General features: G+C 39.4%; 21 protein-coding genes and 1 tRNA gene. 6 read left to right on the plus strand and 16 right to left on the minus strand.

Annotated features, from left to right (window positions below; translation table 11 throughout):
- Positions 1 to 57 precede the first annotated feature (57 nt).
- Positions 58 to 1,257, plus strand: coding sequence for an MFS transporter (locus tag KSU66_RS10630; protein ID WP_269051425.1), 1,200 nt, complete (start codon positions 58 to 60; stop codon positions 1,255 to 1,257).
- Positions 1,258 to 1,617: 360 nt separating this feature from the next.
- Here the strand turns inward: KSU66_RS10630 and KSU66_RS10635 are convergent, their stop codons facing one another.
- The 4 genes from KSU66_RS10635 to fadH form a co-directional block, all read right to left on the minus strand.
- Positions 1,618 to 2,499, minus strand: coding sequence for a LysR family transcriptional regulator (locus KSU66_RS10635; RefSeq protein WP_329958805.1), 882 nt, complete (start codon positions 2,497 to 2,499; stop codon positions 1,618 to 1,620).
- On the minus strand, positions 2,492 to 3,982 hold the full coding sequence (locus tag KSU66_RS10640) for an MDR family MFS transporter (protein ID WP_269051427.1): 1,491 nt from the start codon (positions 3,980 to 3,982) through the stop codon (positions 2,492 to 2,494). Before KSU66_RS10640 ends, KSU66_RS10635 begins: the two co-directional genes overlap by 8 nt.
- 64 nt (positions 3,983 to 4,046) lie before the next feature.
- The gene (gene cbpB / locus KSU66_RS10645; protein ID WP_269051428.1) at positions 4,047 to 4,487 is read right to left on the minus strand and encodes a cyclic-di-AMP-binding protein CbpB; all 441 of its coding nucleotides are present in this window, start codon (positions 4,485 to 4,487) and stop codon (positions 4,047 to 4,049) included.
- Between the two features lie 137 nt (positions 4,488 to 4,624).
- Complete coding sequence (fadH, locus tag KSU66_RS10650; RefSeq protein ID WP_269051429.1) at positions 4,625 to 5,383, minus strand: 2,4-dienoyl-CoA reductase; 759 nt, start codon at positions 5,381 to 5,383, stop codon at positions 4,625 to 4,627.
- 178 nt (positions 5,384 to 5,561) lie between these two features.
- On the opposite strand from fadH, the gene KSU66_RS10655 reads away from it, so the two are divergent.
- Positions 5,562 to 6,023 carry a YkyB family protein gene (locus KSU66_RS10655; RefSeq protein ID WP_269051430.1) on the plus strand — a complete coding sequence of 154 codons (462 nt, stop codon included), beginning with the start codon at positions 5,562 to 5,564 and terminating at the stop codon, positions 6,021 to 6,023.
- A 70-nt stretch (positions 6,024 to 6,093) separates the two neighbouring features.
- Here the strand turns inward: KSU66_RS10655 and KSU66_RS10660 are convergent, their stop codons facing one another.
- A complete protein-coding gene (locus KSU66_RS10660; RefSeq protein ID WP_269051431.1) occupies positions 6,094 to 6,960 on the minus strand; it encodes an NAD(P)-dependent oxidoreductase in 867 nt (288 codons plus the stop codon).
- A 369-nt stretch (positions 6,961 to 7,329) separates the two neighbouring features.
- Between KSU66_RS10660 and KSU66_RS10665 the strand changes: the two genes are divergently transcribed.
- The gene (locus tag KSU66_RS10665) at positions 7,330 to 8,148 is read left to right on the plus strand and encodes a hypothetical protein (RefSeq protein WP_269051432.1); all 819 of its coding nucleotides are present in this window, start codon (positions 7,330 to 7,332) and stop codon (positions 8,146 to 8,148) included.
- A gap of 59 nt (positions 8,149 to 8,207) precedes the next feature.
- On the opposite strand, the gene KSU66_RS10670 is transcribed toward KSU66_RS10665, so the two are convergent.
- The 11 genes from KSU66_RS10670 to KSU66_RS10720 form a co-directional block, all read right to left on the minus strand.
- Positions 8,208 to 8,648 (minus strand): MarR family winged helix-turn-helix transcriptional regulator, encoded by a 441-nt coding sequence (locus tag KSU66_RS10670; RefSeq protein WP_269051433.1) that lies wholly within the window; start codon positions 8,646 to 8,648, stop codon positions 8,208 to 8,210.
- Between the two features lie 128 nt (positions 8,649 to 8,776).
- Positions 8,777 to 10,213: an ATP-binding protein gene (locus tag KSU66_RS10675; RefSeq protein ID WP_269051434.1), complete on the minus strand. Its 1,437-nt coding sequence runs from the start codon at positions 10,211 to 10,213 to the stop codon at positions 8,777 to 8,779.
- A gap of 489 nt (positions 10,214 to 10,702) precedes the next feature.
- On the minus strand, positions 10,703 to 12,052 hold the full coding sequence (locus KSU66_RS10680; protein ID WP_269051435.1) for a TrkH family potassium uptake protein: 1,350 nt from the start codon (positions 12,050 to 12,052) through the stop codon (positions 10,703 to 10,705).
- A 128-nt stretch (positions 12,053 to 12,180) separates the two neighbouring features.
- Positions 12,181 to 12,939 (minus strand): TerC family protein, encoded by a 759-nt coding sequence (locus KSU66_RS10685; protein WP_269051436.1) that lies wholly within the window; start codon positions 12,937 to 12,939, stop codon positions 12,181 to 12,183.
- 257 nt (positions 12,940 to 13,196) lie between these two features.
- The gene (locus KSU66_RS10690; RefSeq protein ID WP_269051437.1) at positions 13,197 to 14,285 is read right to left on the minus strand and encodes an SDR family oxidoreductase; all 1,089 of its coding nucleotides are present in this window, start codon (positions 14,283 to 14,285) and stop codon (positions 13,197 to 13,199) included.
- 115 nt (positions 14,286 to 14,400) lie between these two features.
- A complete protein-coding gene (locus KSU66_RS10695; RefSeq protein ID WP_269051438.1) occupies positions 14,401 to 17,463 on the minus strand; it encodes an efflux RND transporter permease subunit in 3,063 nt (1,020 codons plus the stop codon).
- Positions 17,464 to 17,603: 140 nt separating this feature from the next.
- The gene (locus KSU66_RS10700) at positions 17,604 to 19,178 is read right to left on the minus strand and encodes a peptide chain release factor 3 (protein WP_269051439.1); all 1,575 of its coding nucleotides are present in this window, start codon (positions 19,176 to 19,178) and stop codon (positions 17,604 to 17,606) included.
- Positions 19,179 to 19,297: 119 nt separating this feature from the next.
- Positions 19,298 to 20,839 carry a Mur ligase family protein gene (locus KSU66_RS10705; RefSeq protein WP_269051440.1) on the minus strand — a complete coding sequence of 514 codons (1,542 nt, stop codon included), beginning with the start codon at positions 20,837 to 20,839 and terminating at the stop codon, positions 19,298 to 19,300.
- A gap of 94 nt (positions 20,840 to 20,933) precedes the next feature.
- The gene (locus KSU66_RS10710) at positions 20,934 to 21,986 is read right to left on the minus strand and encodes a M42 family metallopeptidase (protein WP_269051441.1); all 1,053 of its coding nucleotides are present in this window, start codon (positions 21,984 to 21,986) and stop codon (positions 20,934 to 20,936) included.
- A gap of 37 nt (positions 21,987 to 22,023) precedes the next feature.
- Positions 22,024 to 23,412, minus strand: coding sequence for an aldehyde dehydrogenase (locus KSU66_RS10715; RefSeq protein WP_269051442.1), 1,389 nt, complete (start codon positions 23,410 to 23,412; stop codon positions 22,024 to 22,026).
- 72 nt (positions 23,413 to 23,484) lie between these two features.
- Positions 23,485 to 24,423 carry a Gfo/Idh/MocA family protein gene (locus KSU66_RS10720; protein WP_269051443.1) on the minus strand — a complete coding sequence of 313 codons (939 nt, stop codon included), beginning with the start codon at positions 24,421 to 24,423 and terminating at the stop codon, positions 23,485 to 23,487.
- A gap of 144 nt (positions 24,424 to 24,567) precedes the next feature.
- On the opposite strand from KSU66_RS10720, the gene KSU66_RS10725 reads away from it, so the two are divergent.
- From KSU66_RS10725 to KSU66_RS10735, 3 genes are all read left to right on the plus strand, one after another.
- Positions 24,568 to 24,711 carry a hypothetical protein gene (locus tag KSU66_RS10725; RefSeq protein ID WP_269051444.1) on the plus strand — a complete coding sequence of 48 codons (144 nt, stop codon included), beginning with the start codon at positions 24,568 to 24,570 and terminating at the stop codon, positions 24,709 to 24,711.
- Positions 24,712 to 24,933: 222 nt separating this feature from the next.
- Positions 24,934 to 25,006 (plus strand) — tRNA-Val (locus KSU66_RS10730).
- Positions 25,007 to 25,637: 631 nt separating this feature from the next.
- Positions 25,638 to 26,426, plus strand: a complete 789-nt coding sequence (locus KSU66_RS10735) for an FAD-dependent monooxygenase (protein WP_269051511.1) — start codon at positions 25,638 to 25,640, stop codon at positions 26,424 to 26,426.
- Positions 26,427 to 26,457 lie beyond the last annotated feature (31 nt).

The raw sequence follows: 26,457 nt of genomic DNA on the forward strand, positions 1-26,457 counted from the left end.
AGCACATATGATAATATAACTTAGTAACTCGAAGTAATTTGGAAAGTTGGAATGCGGATGTCAAACAGATCAAATAAGTTCGCTTTATATGTACTTATGTTCAATATGTTTATCGCCATGTCGGGAATTGGCCTTATTATACCCATTATGCCTGAGTACTTGGATACGTTCGGCGTAGCCGGTCAAACACTTGGATTTCTTATCGCAATGTTTTCGTTGTCTCAATTTATTTTCTCTCCACTTGCCGGTGATTTATCCGATAAACATGGACGAAAAAAACTAATCATTATTGGATTAATTATTTCGGGACTTTCACAACTTGCATTTGGACTTGCAACTGAATTATGGATGTTATATGTTGCAAGATTTTTCTCCGGCCTAGGCTCTGCATTTATTGTGCCGCCAATGATGGCTTTTGTGGCAGACATTACGACATTTAAGGAACGCGGCAAAGGAATGGGCCTACTAGGCGCATCGATGTCACTTGGCTTTATGATTGGGCCGGCAATCGGCGGATTCTTTTCGAAAATAAGCCTTGAATTCCCCTTTTATATTGCTACCGCGGCTGCACTATCGGCCGCTGCTATATCCTTTTACGCATTACCAAATCCCGCCCCGCGTGCCGAATCTGAACCGGGAACCAAGAAAAAGCGTGAAAATATTTTACGTCAATTAAAACGATCAACCGCGACAACTTATTTCATTATGCTTATCGTTATGTTCGTCTTTTCATTCGGACTTGCTAATTTTCAATCGACGATTTCCATTTATGTAGATAAGAAATATTTCTATACACCTTCCCAAATCGCAGTCATTATTACTGTCGGAGGATTTGTTGGCGTTATTGCACAAACGTTCATCATTAATAAACTGTTTAAACGATATGGAGAAATGCGCGTCATTCTTGTCAACCTTGTCATTGCCGCAATTGCAATGATCGGTATTTTATTCGTTAATACATTTTGGACCATTTTGTTCGTTGCATCTATCTTCTTTACCGCAACAGCACTCCTTCGCCCCGCCGTTAACACGCTTGTTTCAAAACTAGCTGGTAATGAGCAAGGGTTTGCAGCCGGTATGATGACCGCATACATGAGCCTTGGAAATATGATTGGTCCTGCATTAGCCGGTATTCTCTTCGATATTGATATGTCTTATCCATACATCATAGGAACGGTCATTCTCTCCATCTGTTTCGTCATCGCATTATTATGGTCAAATAGAAGTAGGGATTTGCTCACTAACTTAGGCTCATAAAAAATCCCCATATCGACGGTGAAGTTCACCGTCGATATGGGGATTTATTTGTATTTTTTCATCTTATATAGGTTGAATTAAAGATTCTAACCTAGAAAAGTCCAATGATGATCGCTTTACCGGGCCAGTGATTTCCGTTCCGAGCGGACGCTTTCCGCGGGCGGTCCTTGAGCCTCCTCGTCGCAAGCTCCTGCGGGGTCTCACCTGGACAAAGAGAGAGTGAACTTTCTCTCTCCGTCTTTGCCTTGCTTTTCCCGCCGGAGTCGCCGCTCTTCACTACAATCAACTAGGTGTCCCATTCTCTAGTTCAACCTATATAGCAACTTCTTTTCCCTAAAGTAAATTCTCATGACATTCACTTCAAGAATTGTTCCGCAATCTTTCCGCATGTTTCTGCACAATCTGTGCGAACGCCTCCACTTGCTTCAACTCAAAAGACGATTCATAGCCAATTAACCACGTATCCCGTGTCAATTCAAATTCCTCTTCATTATTTAAAAGTGGGATTTTATTCACCGCTTCGTCCCCCGTTAAAGTGATTGACGGTAAAATTGCATAACCGATTCCATTTAACGCAAGTTGTTTACACGTTTCGATCTGGTCGACCGTAATTTGATGTCCCGGATTTTGAACAAAATGAAGCGACCACCAATTTTGAATTTCCATATGATAATTTGAATCACTTTTGAATTGAATAAAGGGACGATTTGTTTCCTTTAATTCTTCAATGGATGTAATTTCACGGTCTACTAAGTAAAGCTGATCCCGAAACAGATGCGTTTTCCGACTTTTCCAGTCAATTTGTCCACGTACAATGCCTACATGCGCTTCTTTTTCATATAACGCTTTCACAATTTCCGAACTCCACCCGGTCATTAGCGATATTTGTGCATCGGGATAAACTTCTACATACTCTTTTAACACTTGTGGCAACCAATTTTGACCAACAATCGAAGCACATGCGATTTTCAACGTCCCATGTACCCTATCAACCATCGATGTAATCGTTTCAAACACTTCTTCTCGCTTCATAATCGCTTCCCGGGCATAAGCAATAACTTGTTCCCCAGCAGGTGTCGGTACAAGCCCTTTTTGCGAGCGGATGAACAGCTGTGTTTCCCATTCTTTTTCAATCGATTGTAGCCTTTGAGAGAGCGCGGGTTGAGATAGAAATAATCGTTCTGCAGCTTTTCTCATATTTCCTTCTTCGGCTAACATCTTAATAATATTCAGTTCAGTCATCGACACTGTATAACTTCCTTCCCCGTGGGATACGTAAAATCAGAAGCAAGCTGAGCACCGCAAAAAGGAATGCCCCCACATATACCCACTGTAATGAAATATCGAGCGTGTTCTGCAATACACGTATATGTTCTTCCGGCATTGAATTCCTACTTTCTTCTGTAAGAAGTAAATTGATATCTTCTAATGTAAATTCTAAGTTTTTCTTATTGAAATGAGCCATAAGCGAACCGTTTAAAATAGCTCCAAAAATGGCGGCTCCCACAGTATTTCCAAAATTCCTCATAAACATATTCGCAGCGGTTGCAGTTCCTCTTTTTTCCCTCGGTACAGCTCCTTGGATCGTTACGATAAATGAGGTACTTGTCAATCCCATGCCAACCCCTACGAAAAAACTAGACATTGCCGCCCACCACGGACCTGAACCAGCATCCATCACTACAAATAACATCGTCCCAAGCATTAAAAATAACCCGCCAACAAAAGAGACAGTAAATGTTCCATGACGAATTAGCAAATGACCCGCCATAGACGACGCAAGTGGCCAACCTATTGACATTGCAGTAAGTGTAAAACCAGCAATGATAGCGGGCTGTTCCATAACACCCGTAACAAAAGTGGGCAAGTATGTAGAAATTCCAATCATAATAACACCGGTTGCAAAGGATACCAAATTCGCGTAAAGAATAACCGGATTTCTCCATATAGAAAAAGGCATCATCGGATCTTTTGCAGATCGCTCAACAAATATGAATAAAACAAATAAACCGATACCCATTAAGAAAAGCAGTATACTAGTAGCCGATAATCGACTAAATGATTGCCCGCCTTCTACAAGCCAAAATAAGATACTCGATAGCGATACTGTAAGAAGTAAAGCGCCTTTATAGTCAATAGAAACTTTCTTCTCCATCTCAGGTTCGTGAAGATATTTTCCAATTCCAATCATCGCAATAATTCCAAGTGGAACATTGACCCAAAATACATATTTCCAGCTAATATAATAGACAATTATTCCACCAATGACAGGACCCAAAACAGCTGAAATCCCCCATACGCTTGATAAATACCCTTGAATTTTCGCACGTTCTTCCGTTGAATAAATATCTCCAATAATTGTTGTCGCAATCGGCATAACCGCACCCGCGCCTAAACCTTGGACTAAACGGAATACAATCAACATCTCCATCGATGTCGCAAAACCACAAAGTATAGAACCTATAAGAAAAATTGTTAGTCCAATAAAAAAAATCGGTTTTCTTCCAAACAAATCGGCTAACTTTCCGTAAATAAGAACAGTTACCGTACTCATAAGAAGATAAGCAGAAAAAATCCAACTATATCTTGAAAATCCACCAAGTTCAGATGCGATAACGGGCATAGCCGTCGTTACAATCGTCGCTTCCACTGCGCTGACAAACATCGCCAACATAACCGAAGCAAGAACTAACGGACGATTCGTCACTTTATTTTTAGTTGTCATTACGAGCTCCTTTCAAAAAAGGAAAAGGCCCCAATTACGGAGCCTTTCCACTTTGTTTCGTCCGTTATTCCACGGAATATATATATTTTTTAAACTGTTTCAAAATCACTCTTCTTGTTAAAATGCCCGCAAATGTGCCATCCTCTTCTGTCACACAAAGAAACGTATGATCAATCAAAAGATCAAGACCTTTTTGAAATCGGTCCGTCGTTCGTATTATCGGTATATCCGTGTTCATAATGTCATCCACTTTTAAATCAGGCAAGCGCTCGTATTCAATGTGAGCAAGACCCAAAATCGATTCTGTTATCATTTGCATAGTAAGCAATCCTTGAAGTTGATCTTTTGAATCGAGGACTGGTATCGAGGAATAACCCGTTTTCGTAAGAACTAGAAGTGCGTGTTCTGCATTATTACCAATCTGTACGTGAGCAACTTTTTCAGCTGAAATGATGTAGTCGGAGATTGGCGTAAAAAGAAAATCCCTATTTTTTACATAAATCATATAAATCGGCTCCTTCTATCGCTATACATTCTATGTCTTAACTTCCCCCCTATCATATCATAAAATGGTAAATCAAACCTATAGGGGAACAAAGAAAAAACCTCTTTCAAATAAAAGAGGTTTCAAGTGTGAATATTTCAAAACGGATATTTGTTAAGCCACTGTCCGCCATCCAACGTGACAATTTCACCGTTCATATAAGCAGCTTTGTCAGACATTATGAATGCCGCAAGTTCCGCAACTTCTTCGGGTTGCCCAAGTCTACCTAATGGAATCGATGCAAGGGTTCTCTTTGCTGCTTCCTCAGACTCCCACAACCGTTCAGCTCCGCCTGTACGATCAATCGGACCCGGAGCAATGCCATTCACTCGAATACCATATTGTGTCCCCCATTCGACTGCAAGCGTCCTTGTAAGTGACATTACGCCCGCTTTCGCAGCCGCGGAATGAATCACTCCCGCACCCGCATTCCACGCATACGTTGCCAACATATTTAATATGGAGCCTTTCGCACCTTTCCCAATCCAGTACTTACCGACTGCACTTGAGCAATAATATGTTCCGTTCAATACTATATCGATAACAGATTTCCAACCGTTCGCCGATAAATCTTCTGCGCGAACGATAAAGTTTCCCGCTGCATTGTTCACAAGCCCGTCAATCCGACCAAACTTTTCATCTGCAAACGCAACCATCGCATCTACGGAATCGACATTTCGTACATCCATTTGGAATGTATGTACGTTTGCCCCAAGCTCCTCTTTTGCCGCATTTAATTTTTCTTCATTTCTTCCCGTAATGACAACATTTGCACCTTCAGCGGCAAACTTTTTAGCCATATATTTACCCATTCCATTCGATCCGCCTGTAACAATAATCACTTTTCCTTCAAACATTTAAATCCCCCTTTCAATGAATGAATATTCACTCACAATTCTAACAGAAAATTTACATATTAGCGACAGGTAAAGACTAACAGACTGACTTTATAAATAATTGATTGTACAAACCTTATTATTGTTGGTAATATAAAGTTATTCAAGACGTCTATAATTATTAGATAGGAGGATCTTTTTGAGTACTAATCATGCAGTCCGTCAATTAGCAATTGCGATTTATACTGTGAATCGACATGCGAAAACAGCCCCAGACAATCGACATCTTTATATGTTGAAAAAAATGTCCCTCGATAAATTAATCCGGACCGGAAATGCTGAAAAAATCGGATTACATTTCGTTGAAAATCCAAAGTTTAGTAAACAACATTCAACAACGCTAATTCGTTGCGATGAATTTCTTTTTCATACGATTCCCGAAAAAGACGACTTCACGACACTTCCACACCTCGGCCACCAAGACCAAACCTCACGTAACCCACAGGAGCGAATGAGTTTAAAAATTGCCAGAGATCTTCTTTCCAAGTATTTGGATTATCCCAAAGACGCTAGTAAAGAGAAGCCTAAAGTTATCCCAAGAAAAAGGATTCATCAAAAAAAGAATGCCCAAAGTTTTCGCTCGTCGTATCTTGACGGTTAGATGAATAAAGTTAAACATGCCAGCTATACGTCAATGATTGACGTATAGCTGGCATGTTTTTATTTTTCATTTATTGATAGCTTTTATATAAAGCCTGTGTCCCTTTGTCACCATATCCTTTTTCAACTAGTTGTGCATACATTTCACGTGCAAGCTCCAATCCAGGAAGCTTCAAATCCATATTCGACGCTTCTTCAAGTGCGATATTCATATCTTTTAAAAAGTGTTTGACATAAAAACCAGGTTCAAAGTCTTCCTTTAATATGCGCGGAGCAAGATTTGATAATGACCAAGAGCCAGCCGCACCCGACGAAATTGATTTTAATACGGTTTCTGGTTCTAGACCGGCCTTCACTGCATATGCTAACGCCTCGCACACCCCAATCATATTCGTTGCGATTGCAATTTGGTTACACATTTTCGTATGTTGCCCAGCGCCAGCTACTCCTTGGTAGACGATGTCTTTACCAAAAATGGCTAATATAGGGGAGACTTTTTCAAATATCTCTTTTTCTCCTCCGCACATTATAGACAATGTTCCATTTTTTGCACCGACGTCGCCCCCAGATACAGGTGCATCAATAGAATTCATTTTACGAGCCGATGCTTCTTTTGCGATTTTTATCGCCAAGGCCGGGCTTGACGTTGTCATGTCAATAACAATTTGCCCTTCTCGACTTCCTGAAAAAATACCTAATTCATCGAAATAAATACTTTCAACATCGGCGGGATAACCCGCCATTGTAAAAATCACATCCGAAGAGCCAGCTGCTTCACGTGCTGTCTCCGCCCATAAAGCTCCTTTTTCGATTAGCTGTTTCGCTTTTTCTTTCGTTCGCGTATAGACAGTTACCTCATAATTAGCATTTAACAAATGCGATATAATACTACTTCCCATCACTCCGGTGCCAATAAACGCTAACTTAGTCTTTTCCATTCACTTCTCCCCCTATTTCTCTCTACTTCTCTCCATAATAACAAAACCTTTCTATTTTTCCATTAGTTTTAGGCGATTTCATAAAAAAGCATCAAAAAAGGAGAGCGGGCCCAATTACGGGCTCGCTCTCAAAAGGGGGAAATGAGAATGTTGCTGTGTTCTATCTTAATGTCCCCCTTTTTACAAATTATTAAACATTTTTCCACGTTTTCTTGCGTAATAATAATATACATAAAAATCAGGCAAGAAGATTCTTTACGGAATTCACTTTTTAAGGCAAACTATATACGATGGCAAAGTAGCCACAATCAAAAGTATTGAAACATTAGACAAACTAAACCGTCTATATATTCTAAGGGAGGAACTTATATGAAAAACAAACTGAATTTGCTATACGTAATGCTCGCAACAATCCTGCTTCTCGCAGCATGTGGAACGTCAAACAGTGGTAACGGACAAACTGAGGACAAAAAGGATGACCCGATAAACGACGTTGAACAAGATGAAAATGACGCTCTCGACGAAAGGGATACTGAAGAAGAAATCGAAAAAGAAATTGAAGTAGAAATTGAAAAAGATACTGCCGAAGATAATAAAGAGGTAACTAATAATACAGAAAATGAAACAACTGTTGAAAATCCATCGACTGAGAATGAAGAAGTTCCCGATCCAACCATTAAAGAAGAAGTCGAGGATGTCAAACAACCCGAAACAATTGTATTAAGTTATAACGATGGAGAAAACAATAAATCTAAAGAAGCTGAACTAACGGATAGCGACGAACAGGACTACTCAGTTTACGTACTTCCACTTTATAAACTAACAAGTGAAGAGCCTGGTCGCGATAGTTTATATTTCAACGATGATACGGGATCAATTTTCATGCGCATTGAAACAATGGTCACTGAAGATGGTACTTATGACTATGCGTTGGAAAATACACTCGTTCTTTTGGAAGCTTCAAGCGATAGCGAAGCCCCGAAAGAAATTACAGATACAGCCTCCCTTCCTTCGGGAGAAAATATTAAAAATGCTAAAGGATACATTGTAAACACTGAAACTGGACCTGTTACAGGTTTTGTGTTTGAAAAGCAAGGGATTGTTGTAAAACTTACTATTTTCGATTCTCCAGAAAGTAAGCATTTTGAAGCTTTCCTACGCATGGCTGAAACGATCCAAGGGAAATAATTACTTATACTAAAAAGTCCCGGACCTATCGTCTACTTCTCGATAGGGCCGGGGCTTTTTTATGATAAATTTTTAATCGATAGGCCAAGTTTTTTCACTAATTCAATGACTGTATCCTGCTCTTCCGCAGTCAACTCAGACATAATGGATTGAATATCCCTTGCATGCTCAGGAAATATTTCAGTGATAAGCTCTGTTCCGGCCGTTGTAATCGACATATATGTAACCCGTTTGTCCTTCACACAAGAAACCCGTTCAAGTAGTCCCCTTTTTTCAAGCTTATCAACAACATAAGTCATAGATCCACTTCTCAACAAAATTTTCTGTCCAATTTTCTGAATTGGCTGTTGTCCTTTATGATGTAAAAGTTCAAGAACTGCGAATTCTGTTGGATTTAGTGCATATTTTTCAATCGTTTTATGTGACGCTTCTAAAATTACTTTGCTCGCTCGTGTTAAGACGATAAATAATCGTAATGCACGTTCCGAATCATTATTCATAGCATTTTCCACCCTTTACTTTCCTAATCGGAAGCCGACTATATTATAACGGGAAGATTGATGCTATGTCAAAAAAATCGAGGTGTCGTCATTAATCTATCCAAGCGCTAGCTTAATTTTTGGATAGATTAATCCGAATTTGTTAATACTTCTTCGTTGGCAATAGTGTCAGTTACTTTTGCAATTGCAGATGGCAATAGTATGATGAATTCCGTTCCCTTATTAACTTCACTGTCAACAGAAATAGTTCCTCCGTGTTCTTCAATCGTTTTTAAAACAAATGGTAATCCAAGTCCCGTACCTTCAGGTTTCATTGTGAAATAAGGTGTGAAAATTCGATTCAATTGACTCGAATCTATTCCTTTACCCGTATCGGCAATTGACAGTATCAAATCACCTTCACACGATTTTCCGACGCCAATTGTCAATACTCCACCATAAGGCATCGCCTCAAGTGCATTTTTTATTAAATTAAAAAGGACTTGCTTAATTTTTCCGGAATCTACAAATACCGAATCTTCTTGTAACGTATTTTTCTTTTCAATAATCATAACGCCGTCTAAATTCGCCTTTGGCTGGACTACACGAATTATTGAATCCATTAATGATTGCAAAGAAACCGTTTCCTTTTTTTTCATGCATGGCCTTGACATAATAAGCATCTCATCCAAGATAGACTCCAACCTAACTATCTCATCGTCAATGACACCAAGATATTTCTTTGACTCCCCGGTTGCAGATGCTTTAAGAAGTTGTGTGAATCCCTTTAATGAAGTCATCGGATTTCGAATCTCATGGGCGATGCTTGCGGCAAGTTTATCAACTTTAATAAGTGCACTATCGCGCGCCAATTTTTCTTGTTCATTAACTTCCTTCGTTCTATCCAATATCTCCATTAAGTACATCTGTGTTTTTTCATCAAAAAAGGTAGCAACTTTATAATGTCTTGTTTTTGTATTATCTAAAACACGACTTTTTAAATATTCATCATGCCCATTAGTAAAGGCTCTTTTCAGATGTTCTTTAAAATCTACAAATGTCCCATTATGCAAACGAAAAATTTCTTCGAGTTTTTTTCTTATGAAAAAACTTCGTGGAGCATTGAAAATTTTTAAACACGTTTCATTGACATCTAACACGACTTCATTTTGATCTAATAAAAGCTTAAGACTTCCCGATTTTTGGAATGTATTTGCGTACGGATTAATTTCTTCTACATCCACATCCAATGGAACATTAAATAGCGCAATTATTTGGTTGTAAAACCCGAAATACAAAAATTCAACCTCGATTATTTTCCCATTATTAATGCTTTGTTGAAGTGCTATAGAAAACTTTGCGCGACCGGTATTTTTTGCAGTTTCAAGAAACTCATTCCATACCTTCATTGCAATTTCATCAAGTAACTCCGCAATATTATTTAATTGCGCAGATTGGATTACTTCCCGAAACTGATCATTCACTTGAACTAATCCACCATCCAAATTTAAAAGGGCCGCGGGTTTAATGGCGTCAGCCGCAAACAAACGAATCAATTCGCCGATATTTGACTTTTCGTGATCCACGTTTTCACCCCCTATATCTATATATTCAAGACAGTATGAAAGTTAGTAAGAAATTATACAGCAATCACACCTCAGCGCGATTATATCTAGATTTTGAACTCCACCGAGTTGTAGAATTTATTCGTGTTTTTCCTACAATTCATAAAGTAAGGGATGAATGCTAAATGAAATTAAATCAAATTTATACGAATTACCCCCAATTCAGATTATTTCATATTAAATGAAAAATGGGTATAGGTGATTCTGACTATATCGTTTTCAAACATGCACTTAATGATAAAACCATATAGGTAATTAGGCTGTTACGCCATATATAATCAACGTTTTTGTTTTCTATCACTTCAAAAAGGATCCCTCGAGTTTTTAAATTAATTTCACTTTTCAGTTCCAATAACTTTTTTTTTAAAACGGACACGGGATTCAACTAATCAGATTTCTACTAACTTTGTCAATGTGATAAAAAAGCCTTCTTCAAATATCAGTACTTTTTTACCCAATAATAACCCGCTCTTTCGGGAAATGATAATGCATTTTTTTTGTTTTGCCGCCAAGAGTGAAGAGGAATGAAATCAGCCCAACCCGACCGATAAACATAAGAATCATTATAATCACTTTCCCAGCTACAGACAAATCGGCAGTAATACCTAGTGACATACCACATGTCCCAAACGCCGATGTAATTTCAAATAAAAGAGCAATCACAGACATTTCGGGCTCTGTTATAAGTAGAAGGATCATCGCTATGAAAACCATTAGTACCGCAAGTAGGATAACCGCATAAGCTCGAAAAATATCGATTAGCTTAATTTGCCGCTTAAAAATATGAATGACCTCATTACCACGTGCAAAGTTAATAAGAAAAAGAATTGCGATCGCAAATGTTGTCGTCCGGATCCCCCCACCAACTGAACTAGGGGAGGCTCCTATAAACATAAGTGAACTTATAACAAGATCCGTCGCATCGCTAAACTTTGTCACATCAAATGTCGTTAATCCGGCCGATCTAGAAGAGACCGAATGGAACAATGCAGTAAATACTTTTTCATGCAATGCCATCCCTTTAAATGAGTTCATCGATTCAAGAATAAATATTAAAAAGGCTCCCCAAATAAGAAGTATGCCAAAAGTCGCAGTCGTTATTTTAGTGAATAAAGAAAAACGAAAGTTAGGGACTTTTTTCGAGAAAAAACTTTTTACTTCTATAAGAACAGGAAATCCAATGGCCCCAAGAATAATGAGTAACATCGTAATTGTTTGTATAAAATAATCATCAAAATAAAGCATGAGCGATTCACCTGTAATGTCAAATCCAGTGTTCGTTGTTGCCGACACCGACATAAAGATTCCGTTAAGAAAGGCCTCTCCAAACGTATCATAGGAACTACGAATATAAAACGTAAAAATAAGACCACCTATAATTTCAATGGCAACAATAATTTTTACGATTTGGCGGATTAAATAGACGACACCCGCAAGACTGTATTGGTTATGATCCACCATGATCAATTGCCGTTCGCGCATTCCGATTCGCTTTTTAATAAGTAACCAGAAGAACGTACCGATCGACATAATCCCGATTCCACCAACTTGCAAAACGAGCATAATCATTGAAAGTCCAAAAACCGAATACGTTTCACCTATGTTTATTGTAGTAAGTCCCGTAACACTAACCGCGCTAACCGCGGTAAATAAGCTATCTATAAAAGACACATGGACACCTGGCAAGTAAACCCCAGGAAGATTTAAAACGATAAACGAAAAAGTAATTGCTAAGAAATAATAAAATACGATAATCTGCGCAGGGGTAAATCTGCGCAAGTTTTCACGCGTGAATTTCAACTACATTCCCATTCCTTTCCGTTATAAAATGTATTGTTGTTTAGTTTAGAGAATTCTGCACTGAATTGAAAGGATAAACCTATAAATAAATAAAAAAACCGCGTAACGTTCACGCGATTTCAGCTTATTCATATATTCTTTTTCCTATTGTTCCGCACACCCGATAAATAACCAAATACGGCGATTCCGATGAGTACAGTCCAGAACGTTATTTGCCAAGCGTTCGAATGCGGGAATTCCGGATTAAGAATTTGTAATGCTGGATGAGCTAACGTTAGTACAAGCAACTTAATACCTACCCAACCGACAATAAGAAATGCTGCTGTTTCAAGTGATGGAAATTTCTCTAGTAAAACAACGAATTGACGTGCTGCAAAACGCATAATTACAAGACCAATTAGACCACCTAAAAGCATGACGCTGAACTGCGCACCGTTAATGCCACCGATATGAAAATCACCAATTTCGGGAAGCGTAACTGCAAGCGCAACTGCCGCCAACATCGAATCGAGAGCAAACGCGATATCTGCCAATTCAACTTTAACAACCGTCATCCAAAAACCAGATTTTTTCTTCGAACTTTTTTCATGTGAATGATTTTCTGGTTTCCGCTGATCAGAAATACTTTTAATGGAGATAAATAAAAGATACGCTGCACCAATTGCTTGTATTTGCCAATAACTTACAAGGATTGTAATCATAAATAATGCTGCAAAACGGAAAACAAACGCTCCTAGTAAACCGTAAAACAATGCTCTCTTTTGTTGAACCGGTGGTAAATGCTTCACCATGACTGCCATAACAACTGCGTTGTCTGCTGCTAAAAGACCTTCAAGTACGATGAGCACAATGAGTACCCATGCATATTCTAACAATATTGCTTCCAAAATAATTCCTCCTAATAATAAAAATCATACAAAAAAAGACCCTCACCTAATAAATAGGCAAAGGTCTCGCTAAGTCAGAATTTGCATTCAATAATCTGGCTATCATAACCGATGGCAAAAGCCATGTATTGACGACTATGAAGTAGGGCTACTAAAAATCCCTATAGCTACTCCCCTTTGACAACAGTCAAAAGTGTTATTAAGTTAAAGTGCTTTGAATTTAGTATACCACCCATAGCCCATAAGTAAACATGTAATTATCCAATTTTTATATGAAAGTTTTTGTTCAGTTTGTTTTCTTTATAAAATGTTGCCATCGAGGGAATTGACTCGATAAAGTCAGCACAGCAAATCCCACTTTCTCGCAATAATCGTTCGGCATTTGTTGTATCAAAAATCGCATTCCACGTTAAATAATCTAACGTCTCTGCTTCTACCCCAAGCTTGCGTTGAAGACGCTTTGATGCAAGCCCTGTTCTAACCAACGCCTGTGGCAAACGTCCTTTAGGCTTCTTTCCCGTCAACTCTAGGACCATTGCCCGATATACTTCCTTAACCGGATATGGGGAAGGGTCTGTTAAGTGGACAGTATACCCCGCCGCTTCTTTAAAACTGGCAAGATAAATGGATGCGGCAATTATATAATCAATTGGAACAACGTTAATATGGGCATCCGACTTCCCAACGTAAGGAATAATAGGCATCCATTTTAAACGATCAATCATATTCATGAAAAAATAAGGACCGTCAAATTTAACGGTCTCCCCCGTTTTGGAATGTCCACGTACAATTCCAGGACGAATAATCGTAACTGGCACTTTTTCTTTTAGTTCCTCAACTAAAAGTTCAGCTTCAAATTTGGTTTCTTCATAATGATTTTTAAATGCCTTTGGGCGAATAAGTTCGGTTTCAAGCAGTGTTCCTTCTCTTTTTCCCGCAACATATGCCGTACTAAAATAAAGCAATCGTTCAATTGAAGGATGGTTTCGAGCAAATTCACATACCCTTTTTGTACCTACTACGTTTACTTGCCAAGCAATTTCTTCTTTTACAGCTAAATCATATATCGCGGCAAGATGCCACATTGTTAACGTTTCAGTTCGAATTTTTTCAAATTCAGGTTCTTTTATGCCAAGGTTCGGCAATGTAATATCGCCCACAATAATTTCAAATGGGATCCTAACATCCATTTCTTCCATAATCGTATTTGCTTTCTCCGTTGCTCGTTCGAATTGGCTTTCAAGGACGACCGCATAGAACTTCTTGAGTTTCTTTTCACCTATCAATCCTTTAATTAACTGCGTCGCAATAAAACCAGGAAATCCCGTAAATAAATGTATCCCCATCTACTCCCCCCTTTATATCAGTATAGCATTTGAATGCTTTAACTGGAAGAATATTCAGTTAGTATAGATAGTAATAAAACAAGGAAGCCATTCTCATGACTTCCTTGTTTTATTACTATTTTACCTTCTTACGTTTTCTCGTTTGACTGTCAAACAAACTATAAATAATCGGGATAATATAAAGAGTGAGTAGCGTCGAACTTAGCAACCCACCTATGACAACAATACCCATTGGTTGGTTTAGTTCGGCTCCTTCACCAAATCCGAGCGCAAGTGGCAACAACCCAAGAATTGTTGTCAAAGCCGTCATTAAAATCGGTCGAACACGATCTTTAACCGAGACAACAATGGCATCATACGAGCCCATTCCAGCTTCTTTTCGTTGGTTAATGTAGTCAACTAGTACAATTCCATTATTTACTACAATACCTACAAGAACAAGAATTCCGATAATGGCCGTCACACTAATAGGTGTGCCCGTTACAACTAAGCCGATTGCTACACCAATAACCATAAGTGGCACGGAGAATATAATAACAAACGGGTATTCGAACGATTCAAACTGCGCCGCCATCACGATATATACAAGCACTATTGCTAATGCGAGCGCCATCAGCATATCGTCAATTGTGCTATCAAATAATTCTCGATCCCCACCAAACGAAACTTCGATATCGTCTGCCAACTTTAATTGATTGATGATATGATTCACTCTTTTCGTCATATTACCAAGCGTCTCGGACGACTCATATTGCACATTGAATGTAACCGAATGCGCTTGATCAACGCGTTGAATCGATACGGGACCTTCTGCAATATCAATTTTGGCGATTTTGGAGAGGGCTATAAATTCTCCCGTTTGTGTACGAAGCTTAATTTTCCTTAACTGGTCGATACTATTACGGAATTTTTCATCGTACCGCACATAGACCCCATACACTTCGTCATCGTCACCAATAATTTGAGTAGCCAAGGAACCACGTGTCACGTTATTCACTGTATTTGCGATTTGATAAGGTAGTAAACCTTGTTCTGAAGCAAGTTCCCGATCGACTTCTATTCGAATTTCTTCAACTGTATTTTGAAGATTATTTCTTACTTCTAATACAGTTTCCAGTGCAGTCAGTTCATCGGTTAACTTTGTTACTGCTTCATCCAATCGTTTTTCATCGATATCATTCAATGAAAACGTCAACGTATTCGGTGATGATCCAGCCGCTGTTTGCAAGTTAAAACCGATGCGGGCATCTTCACCAATTTCCTTCACCACTTTAGGTTGAACGTCATCGACAAATTCAAATACAGAACGCTTGCGATCCGTAAGCGGCACGAGTTTCACATATATTTCGGCAAGATTTGCTTTCGAAGAACCTTGCGCTAAGTTTTCTTGTGTTCCACCTACGAGACTAACATATACTTCAACATCAACTTGTTCTTTTATTTCAGCTTCTATCCGTTTCACAACTTCGTCCGTTGCAGTGCGAGAGGAACCATTCGGTAAATTGACCGATATACTGACGAAACCTTCGTCCGTTGCCGGAAGAAATTCCGTTCCGACTTTAAATATGCCAAAAATACTAAATCCAAGCATAACAACCGTGAATAATAAGACGGTTAGACGATGTTTTAACGACCATTCCACTGATCTTGCGAAATTATTTAGTGATCTCGAACGACGTCGACTCGCTTCCATACTTCTTCGCGGTGTTTTCAACATTCGACTCGCCATCATCGGTACAACCGTCAAAGCAACAACGAGCGAAGCAAATAAACTAAAGGAAATTGTTAATGCAAACTCTGTGAAAATCTGGCCAATCAAGCCGCTAATGAATATTACCGGAACAAAAACAGCAAGTGTCGTTAATGTCGACGCAATAATTGCGCCGCCTACTTCTCTTGCCCCTTCCGAAGCGGCTTTCTTCGGATCTTTACCCATAGCGAGATGTCTTTCAATATTTTCAATGACAACAATCGAATTATCCACAAGCATACCAATACCAAGCGCAAGCGCACCAAGCGTCATAATATTAAGTGAGAAATCCGCAAAGAACATAAGCACAAACGTTACGATAACCGAATAAGGTATCGCGACTCCAATAATAATCGGACTTTTTATTCCCCGAAGGAAAAAGAACAAAACAAGCATCGCAAAAAATCCACCCAATATGAGCGACTGACCAATATTGCCAATGGCAAGTTTTACGTAATCCCCTTGGTCAAATAAAATATCCGATTCAACACCCTTGAATTCCTCCTTCTCGAGAAGTGCGCCAAGCGCTTCTTTAAACGACGTTGACACATCAGCGGTGTTTGCACCTGATTCTTGAAGTACAGACATAAGAACGGCTTGCTCATCGTTTGCACGGGTTTCTGTAGCAGACACCGCCTCCGCCAGTTGGACTTTCGCAATATCACGAATCTTCACTATTTTTCCTTCAAGCGGATCCATTGTGACAATCAATTCTTTTATTTCATCGACCGTATTAAGTGTACTAACAATTCTTGTAGTCAATTGTTTACCGTCTTTTGTTTCAATAAGTTCTCCTGGCATGGAAACATTGTTCGCTTGTACTAATTGGACAACGTCTTCTTGCGCCAAACCATTCGCTGCAAGTTTTTTCGGGTCAAGTATAATTTGTACTTCCTCTAGAAGTTTCCCCGAAACGGTAACGCTTGCTACACCTTTCGTTCGACGCAATTCATTTTCCATTCGTTCGGCCAACACACGAATATCCGTATTTTCAGAAGTTCCCCTAAGGGAAAGCTGAATTACCGGAAACTGTGCGGGATCGAACTTTAAAAGGTTCGGTTTATTTGCACCGTCAGGCATAGGTATTTGGTCAATCCGCTGCAATATATCCATTTGAACATCATCAATTTTCGTTGACCAGTCAAATAGTAGAAGTACAAAGTTTGCTCCTTCTTGTGATGATGATTGCATTGTTTTCAATCCTGGAACAGTCGATAAACTGTTTTCAAGCGGCTTTGTTATTTTTTCACTTACTTCTGCCGGTGAAGCACCGGGATAACTGGATACGACAACCGCAACTGGCGGATTTAACTCTGGAATGAGTGTTACGGGAATTCGAAAAAACGACACGGCTCCTAAAATAATAACGAGAAACATTGTCACAATTATAAACACGGGTCTTTTTATAGAAAAGTTACTGATTTTCATGCAAGCATCCTTTCTGTCCAAAAGCGTTACATCAATCATAGTGAATAATACAGCCGACTTCAATCAAGAATCGCATTTTTCTGTAAACGTAACGACAAAAAAACTCGGCAAGACGATAATTTCGTCCTACCGAGAACATTTTACAAGAGGTTGTACAATTTAATGTCTGAATGTTTATCATTGAACCAACGCATTGCAAAATCGTTTTCAAACAAAAATACGAGTTTCTCGTACCTGTCTTTTACGAGCATTGCACGTTGACCAGCCATTGATTCTTTTACATCGGCTTCGTTTTCAATCCAACGAGCGACTTTCGAACCAAGGTGTTCCATTCGAACTTCTACGTTGTATTCGTTTTTCATCCGATGTTCGAACACTTCAAATTGAAGTTGACCGACTGCACCAAGCAATACTTCTTCCGTATGAAGCGTTCGGTAATATTGAATCGCACCTTCTTGCACAAGTTGCAAAATCCCTTTATGAAAATGTTTCGATTTCATAACGTTCTTCGCTGTCACCCGAACAAATAATTCGGGGGTAAACACAGGCAACGCATCGAATTCAAAGTTTGATTTTCCGCCAATAACAGTGTCACCAATTTGGTAATTCCCCGTATCATGCAATCCAATAATATCGCCAGCAACTGCTTCGTCTACAGTTTCCCGAGAATCTGCAAGGAATTGTGTCGTTTGCGTCAGCTTAAACGTTCGCGCAATTCGCGGTACAGTAACCGTCATTCCACGTTCAAAAGCCCCAGAAACAATTCGAACAAAAGCAATCCGGTCACGGTGTGCTGGATTCATATTCGCCTGTATTTTGAAAATGAACCCAGAAAACTCTTTCGAATACGGATCGATTTCTTCTTTCGCTTTTGTCATACGTGATTGTGGTGACGGTGCAAATTGCAAAAATGTTTCTAAAAATGTTTGCACACCAAAGTTTGTCAACGCACTACCAAAAAACACAGGAGTTAAATCGCCTTTTGCAATTCGATTGACATCGAAATCATTGCCTGCTTCGTTTAACAGGAGAACATCTTCAAGCGCTTGTTTATAATATGAAGTTTCTTCCATTGGATGAGGTTCGGCTAAACTTCCGTCTTCGTCGAGCGCAAGAAAACGATTTTCGTCTTCAACCCGGACTTGTTCAATACGATTGTTGAAGCGGTCGTAAATACCAAGAAATTCTTTTCCCATACCTATAGGCCAATTCATTGCATATGATTCGATACCAAGTACTTCTTCAAGCTCTTCCATTAAATCTAATGGTTCTTTTCCTTGTCGATCCATTTTGTTAATGAACGTAAATATAGGAATTCCACGCATTTTACATACTTTGAATAACTTAATGGTCTGCGGTTCAATTCCTCTACCTACGTCTACCATCATGACAGCTGCATCTACAGCCATTAACGTGCGGTACGTATCCTCACTGAAGTCTTCATGTCCAGGCGTATCAAGAATATTTACTTGTTTTCCATCATATTCGAATTGCATAACGGATGATGTAACTGAGATTCCGCGCTGTTTCTCGATTTCCATCCAGTCCGACGTCGCAAATTTTCCCGACTTTCTTCCTTTAACTGTTCCTGCATCTCGAATTGCACCACCGAAATATAGAAGCTTTTCCGTAATCGTTGTTTTCCCCGCATCGGGGTGAGAAATAATCGCAAATGTGCGCCGTGCCGCAATTTCTTCATTTATAGGGTTGTCCATAGTAATTAATCTCCTTCTGTCCTGCTTTTCTTATCATAGTTACAACCCACTCAGATTTCAAGAAATTTCTTATTGAAATAGAAAAACCATCTCCATGAATTCAGAGATGGTCTATTCACTTATGCGTTTCCAGCAACTCTTTTTTTCAAAGGTTGAAGTAATTTATCTTGATCGAGCTCGGGTCTTAACACTTGTAATTGTTCGAGCGCCACTTTCGCGCCGTAATCCATGCCTTGACAACCAGCAAGAAGCACAATATCATCCTGCTCGGCTTGTTTCAATCCATCGAGAATCGCATCAGGTAACTCGTCATACAATTCCACTTGGATACCCGCTTCTTCCATAACTTTTAGAAATACTGCTACTTCTTTATCATGGACGAAGTCTTTCTCCGTTACATGGGAAATACTTCGAGTTGCAATGACCTCATGGAATCCTAATTTGGAAGCCCATTTTGCAATCGTTTCCGCGTTTTCTTTATTCACCGTAACGCCTCGGTCACCGCGAATTGCGTATATTAACTTCAATTTACGATAATCCATTTTTTCCAACGTTCCAAGTGTTACGTCGATGTTTCCACTATTTGCGAAGTGATCATCTATAATTTTAAAATCCTCTTCAAAAATAATTTCAAAACGACGTTCTACACCAACGAACTCAGCTAAGCTTTCTTGAATCGTTTCGACAGACACACCACATAATAATCCAATCCCAATACTTACCATCGAATTATAAACGGAATGGAATCCAGGCGTTGCCAAGTTAATAGTGAATTGCTGTTTTGGAATATGAACCCCATTCACATGTAAGTCTTCTGGAATTTCAACCGTGAAAGTAGCACGCCCTGTTGACAAATCAAGTGACGTACAACGTATATCAGCGTCTTGACGTTCAACACCAATCGTCACAACTTTTGCCTCGGTATGGTCAACAAGCGCCGCCGAATAGTCATCATCCAAGTTCAGGACAGCTATCTGATCTTTGTTCGCTTTGCGAATATGACTTGTTTTAAATTCTAAATAATTTTCAAACGACTCGTGTAAATCAATGTGCTCGCGGCTGATGTTATTCAAAGTGACAATATCAAAATCGACGCTACCAATACGGTTTAGCTCAAGTGCAGATGAAGACACTTCCATTGTTGCATGTGTCACATCTTCATCAACCATTTGTTTGAAAAAGCGGTGAAGATCAAGAGATTCGGGCGTCGTTAAATCCGAAGGTTCCGCATAATCACCGATTTTGACGACAATCGTTCCCATTAACCCTGTTTTATATCCGTGGTTTTCCAATATTGCGTTCGTCATAAACGCAGTAGATGTCTTTCCATTCGTAGCGGTTATTCCAATTATTTTTAACTTTTTTGTCGGATGCCCGTAAAACGCATCCGCTAATGCGGCAAGAGCAATTCGGCTGTCCGCAACACGAATTTGCGGCACTTCTATATCATTTACAAAATTTTCAACAACGAGTGCAACCGCACCCTGTTTTACTGCTTGTCTAGCAAATTCATGACCATCTACTTTAAATCCTTTTACACAAACAAACAGATGACCCGATTCAACTTTACGTGAATCATACGAAAGCCCCGTAATCTCGACTTTTTTATCTTCTTTAATTTCTTCTACTGTTAGCGCATTTATCAATGTATGCATATCCATCGCCGTAACACTCCTCAAAAAAATCATTAATTTATATCATACCTCAAAAGTTCTTTATAGGCTGAAATAAAGTATTTAAACAAAAGCATTATTTTTATTTTATCATATCCGAAGTTACATAAGTGTAAAGCAACTCCGCAGTCGCTTTTAATGACTCAACATGTGTGCGCTCAAGGGCATGTGATGATTCAATTCCCGGCCCAAACAACGCATGTTTCACATCAAAGCCAGCCCGAATCGCCGCAGATGCATCTGACCCGTAATACGGATAAATATCCAACTTAAATGGAATCTTTTCTTTTTTACATAGTCCTACTAAATGTTGTGTCAATTCATAATGATACGGACCACTTGAATCTTTTGCACAAACAGATACCGTATATTCATCGGAAGTTTGTCCATCTCCAATTGCCCCCATATCAACCGCTATATATTCAACCGTTTCTTCAGGAATATTAGAGTTTCCACCATAACCAATTTCTTCATTATTAGAAATGTAAAAATGTGTCGTGTGGGGTAATTCAGTTCCTTTTTCCTTTAGTGAGCGTATCAATTCCAATAATAATGCGGTACTTGCCTTATCATCTAAATGACGGGATTTAACAAATCCATTTTCGAGCGCTTCAAACCGAGGATCAAAAGACACAAAATCCCCAACTTCAATACCAAGTTCCCGCGTATCATCTGAGGTCAATACTTTCTCGTCAATACGGACTTCAATATTCTCCGCACTTCTTTTTGCACTACTCGCATCTTTATATACATGCACTGTTGTTTGGTGCATTAGAATCGTGCCCCGAACATCTTTTCCCGATGCTGTATGTATGTGGCAATATTCCCCTTCAACTGCATCCCAGTTAAACCCACCAATATTCGTAAGTTTCAATCGACCATCACTTTTCACTTCTTTTACCATTGCACCAAGTGTATCCGTATGCGCGGTTAGCAGGCGATGACGAGCATTATTTGTCCCCTTGATCGTTGCAATAATTGCACCTTTATTTGTCTTTATGAAAGGTATAGTAAGCAGTGCTAGTTCCCTTCCTATTAAATCCATCACTTTAGTTGTATAACCTGATGGACTCGGTGTTTCCACTAATCGCTTCAGTAAATCAAGTGTCCATTTTTCATCAAATATTTTTGTCATGTTCTCTTCCCCTTTCCAAGAAAACAAACCGCTTCCATTATCGCAGGAGCGGCTTTATGAATTTTAATTTATTGCCATACGGTGGAAATGCAAGGCGCATTGGTACTTTAGTATCTCTCTTCATTAATGATTTTGCGTGTGTAAACGTATCAAAACTAGCCTTGCCATGATAGGCATTCATGCCTGATGAGCCTACCCCGCCAAATGGCAAATTCGTATTTCCAACATGTGAAATTGTATCATTAATACATCCCCCGCCAAACGGAAAACTTCCTATAAAATAATCTGCGGCTTTTTCGTTTTCAGTAAACATATATGCCGCCAACGGCTTTGAAAACTTGCGTAGCTGGTGAATAACCTCGCCCAAATTATCATACGTAATAATAGGTAGTATAGGCCCAAATATTTCATCTTTCATCGAAAAGCTATTCCACCAAACCCCATCCAACAGCGTCGGTTCAATATACAAATCCTTACGGTTCACATTGCCACCGTAAATAATTTGCGAACGTTCTTCCCTTATTAGATTTACTAAACGATCAAAATGACCTTCATTAATAATCCTTCCATAATCGGAGCTTTTTGACGCATCATCTCCGTAAAATTTATGAATGACTGTAATTACTTCTCGCACAAATTCATCTTGGATGGAATGATGGACAAGAAGATAATCAGGTGCGACACATGTCTGGCCCGTGTTAACGAATTTCCCCCATACAATGCGCTCCGCGGCTTTTTTCAGGTCCGCGGTTTGGTCTACAATTGCTGGACTTTTCCCACCAAGCTCAAGCGTAATTGGCGTAAGCCTTTCGGAAGCCGCCTTCATTACTACTTTCCCTACTTCTATACTCCCGGTGAAAAAGATATAGTCAAATGATGCATGAATAAGAGCCGACGTTTCTTCGCGCTCACCTTCAACGACTCGAATATATTCTGGTGGAAATGTTTCCGTGAGTAATTTTTTAATAATTTGTGCCGTATGAAGTGATGTCTCCGAAGGTTTTACTATTGCACAGTTACCACCTGCAATCGCACCGATAAGCGGTTCCATAACGAGCTGAAAGGGATAGTTAAACGGTCCAATAATAAGCACCGACCCATAAGGCTCCCGTACAACGAAACTCTTCGCTGGCTGTAAATGGACTGGAGTCTTTACCGTTTCTGGCTTCATCCAATTGTCCAAGTTTTTTACCATGTCTGAAATACTTGCAAGGACAAAACCTATTTCGGTGACATACGATTCAAATGAACTTTTTCTTAAGTCACCATAAAGAGCCTTCATAATCGCCTCTTCATTTTCGATGATGGTAGCTCTCAACTTCAAAAGCATTTCTTTACGAAACGCTACACTCCTTGTGTTTCCTTTGTAATAAAACGTTCGCTGGGAAGTAATCATTGTTTCAACATCATTTGCTGTGAAATTCAATACGTTCCCTCCATTCTGTTATTCCCTTAATGATAGATAGAATGTGAATATGATGCAAACGACAGCATCATATTACGCTAAAAGATGATCGATTAATTTCTGAACTTTAAGCCCTTCCGCAAACGGTACTAGCAATGCTTCCTCTTTTTGAGTTGCCAACACGCACTCATCGACAAGCGTTTTTACTGTTTCGAAAGAAGTCAATGTTTCAAAAGGACTGTCTTTTTGGGCTATGCTAAGTTCCGACCAATTGCGCAGTTTTAAAACGCCTCCAGTTCCATATACTGTGTATGAGAGCTCTTCTTTTTGTCCAATGCCCGTGAGCCCATTTAATAATACTGGAATCTGTTTTTCTGTCTTCCCAATTGCAAGGACACCTGTTTCAGCAAGTAACTCATTTTTAGGATAGACGGTTTCATGGTCCGTAATTGAAATTTCACCGAACATTCTGTACATAAGTTGAAAATAATGCGGGAACACCTCCCGTGTAAAGCCGCCTTGCTCACGTGACCCAATCCAAGGGTTTTGTTGCCATAGACGTGGCCAGTGTGGAAAGTATGTACACAGTTCGATACGGACAACGTCGCCAATAACACCTTCTTCCACAAGATGCATCATATGTCTAACAGACGGCTTGTACATTAAAGGAAAATGCATTGCTGTATGAACATCGCTCTCTACAGCTGCTTTCGCCATAACTTCACCATCAAGCGCATCATGTGCAAGCGGTTTCTCACAAAGTACATTTAATCCCGCCGCGATTGCCTTTTCGCTAAGTACCGCATGGGAAACTGGCGGTGTGCCAATATACACCCAGTCCGGCTTCAATGATAATATTTCTTCATAAGAGGATGCCGCAATTAGCCCATATGTATTCGCCATTTCGGAAAGTCGCGTTTTGTTTTCATCGAATAATGCAATAATCGTTGCAGACTCATTGCTTACTAATTGGTTAATAATTCTTTCGCCAACAATTCCTGTCCCTACAATTGCAAATGTAACTTTTTCCATGTAGATCGCCCCTTTTGATAGACTTCTAACTGCTTAAGACATGGATATATGAAGCTTAGTTCTTCCATTCTTTTCACGTTTGTATTATATCACTTTAAGGGTACACAAAGTTCTAACAATATAGATAATCGAGGAGGAAATGCAATGACAACAACTGAAACTTGGTGGGAAACTATTTTCGAAGGCAATCTTGCCCTAGGTATTAATAGAGAACGCTTCGCTGAACTGGAAGAAGAGAATTTCCTCTATTTCACAAGGGACGAAATTGAAGATGAACAGCTCCACTAGTGTAAACTAATAAAAAACGGCTATTCCAATAAATTGAGTGGGATAGCTGTTTTTGATATTGCGATATATGTTTAAATAAAGAATCCTATTAAATTCACCGCGGGCCTGTTTATTTTTGTTCAATTGACTACCAAAAAAGAGTTTGTCGAAAAGGGTTGACTTCTTTTTCAGGCTTGCTATAATAGAACTTGTGCAGTAAACAGATGCACTTCCAAAAATAACGGTTCCGTAGCTCAGCTGGGAGAGCGCCACCTCGACAAGGTGGAAGTCGTAGGTTCGAGCCCTATCGGGACCATTGGGTGCCAAACCCTTAGGAAGACCGTCGGAACGCGGTCTTCTCCAAAACACCATCTCTTCGGAGGTGGTGTTTTTTTATTTTTAACTATGATATCCACCGAACTTAAATGAGCATAGTTTGTAGTAAAATGAAAAGTGACCACTACTTGAAGTAATGGTCACTTTTTTATAAACGCAACTGCAAATATTATTTTATTCGCTACGTTTCAATTCATTTACCAACAGAAGTTATTTCGTCTGCGGTTACACCTATTGCATCGACATCTGGATTCATCTCTGCGATTACGATTACAAAAGTCTCTATTATCACGGTTCGATCGTACTTCCCGACATTCGCAAATCAACTCTACTTGACGTCTCCGTCGTTCATCTTCAAAACACATATATTTTCCCCCCTTCACCACTTTTAAGTCGGCCGGACTTCTTCTTATTATATGGACGGGTTCACAAAGTGATTGGACGAACTATCCCCAGGGCGCAAGTATATATAAGCCGAACTAAAGAATCCTTCTCTCTCCCCCTCGGCGCTAGGGGATTATGTAGAAATCATAAGTTCAACATATATAATGCTACAATAATCACAACATGAAAAATAAAGGGTGTGTCAGGGATGAAAATAGCGATTATTGGTGGTGGAATCCCTCCAGTCTGGAACGGTTACGTATAACAAAAAATGCATCGATATACAAGAAAAAGAAACCTATATAACTGCATATTTTGAAGATGAAAAGCAAGTAACAGCTGATTTATTAATCGCGGCTGATGGCATCCATTCACCGATCAGAAAAAAATTAGTCCCCGATTCCGCGCCAAGATATGCGGGCTATACTTGTTGGAGAGGGATTACAGAAAATAGGAACCGTGTTCACGCGCATACATCAAGCGAGATTTGGTCGACAGATGGACGCTTTGGATATGCGCCTTTAAAAAATGGGGATGTCTATTGGTTTGCATGCGTGAAAGTAAAAGAACGTGATGCTTTTTTCAAACAATTAAAGCGGAACGAACTAGCCAATTTATTTTCAGATTTTCCGGAGTTTGTTCCTTCTTTAATTCGTGACACCAATCAAGAACAAATTCTTCATCATGACATACAGGATATTAAGCCACTTCGTCGATTTGTGTACGGCCGTGTAGTTTTACTTGGCGACGCTGCACACGCGACTACGCCTAATATGGGGCAAGGGGCCGGACAAGCAATTGAAGATGCCCTCGTGCTTGGCAATGCTATTGGAAATATGGAAACTATTGAACACGCGCTAAAACATTATGAAGAACAGCGCGTCGCACGAACTAAAAAAGTAATTTCACTTTCACGTCAGATTGGTTGGGCTGCACAGATTTCATTCCGTCCACTTGCCGCAAACCGCGACTTCTTGTTTCCTTTCATCCCATCTAATTTTTTTTATGGCGGTTAAAGTTTCTATTTGATATCGATTTGAAATAACT

The organism is Sporosarcina sp. G11-34 (assembly GCF_026931025.1).

Coding starts and splice junctions, on each gene's coding strand:
- KSU66_RS10630 (WP_269051425.1), top strand. CDS start 58: ATGTCAAACAGATCAAATAAGTTCGCTTTATATGTACTTATGTTCAAT.
- KSU66_RS10635 (WP_329958805.1), bottom strand. CDS start 2,499: ATGACTGAACTGAATATTATTAAGATGTTAGCCGAAGAAGGAAATATG.
- KSU66_RS10640 (WP_269051427.1), bottom strand. CDS start 3,982: ATGACAACTAAAAATAAAGTGACGAATCGTCCGTTAGTTCTTGCTTCG.
- cbpB (WP_269051428.1), bottom strand. CDS start 4,487: ATGATTTATGTAAAAAATAGGGATTTTCTTTTTACGCCAATCTCCGAC.
- fadH (WP_269051429.1), bottom strand. CDS start 5,383: ATGTTTGAAGGAAAAGTGATTATTGTTACAGGCGGATCGAATGGAATG.
- KSU66_RS10660 (WP_269051431.1), bottom strand. CDS start 6,960: ATGGAAAAGACTAAGTTAGCGTTTATTGGCACCGGAGTGATGGGAAGT.
- KSU66_RS10665 (WP_269051432.1), top strand. CDS start 7,330: ATGAAAAACAAACTGAATTTGCTATACGTAATGCTCGCAACAATCCTG.
- KSU66_RS10670 (WP_269051433.1), bottom strand. CDS start 8,648: ATGAATAATGATTCGGAACGTGCATTACGATTATTTATCGTCTTAACA.
- KSU66_RS10690 (WP_269051437.1), bottom strand. CDS start 14,285: ATGGGGATACATTTATTTACGGGATTTCCTGGTTTTATTGCGACGCAG.
- KSU66_RS10695 (WP_269051438.1), bottom strand. CDS start 17,463: ATGAAAATCAGTAACTTTTCTATAAAAAGACCCGTGTTTATAATTGTG.
- KSU66_RS10700 (WP_269051439.1), bottom strand. CDS start 19,178: ATGGACAACCCTATAAATGAAGAAATTGCGGCACGGCGCACATTTGCG.
- KSU66_RS10705 (WP_269051440.1), bottom strand. CDS start 20,839: ATGGATATGCATACATTGATAAATGCGCTAACAGTAGAAGAAATTAAA.
- KSU66_RS10710 (WP_269051441.1), bottom strand. CDS start 21,986: ATGACAAAAATATTTGATGAAAAATGGACACTTGATTTACTGAAGCGA.
- KSU66_RS10720 (WP_269051443.1), bottom strand. CDS start 24,423: ATGGAAAAAGTTACATTTGCAATTGTAGGGACAGGAATTGTTGGCGAA.
- KSU66_RS10725 (WP_269051444.1), top strand. CDS start 24,568: ATGACAACAACTGAAACTTGGTGGGAAACTATTTTCGAAGGCAATCTT.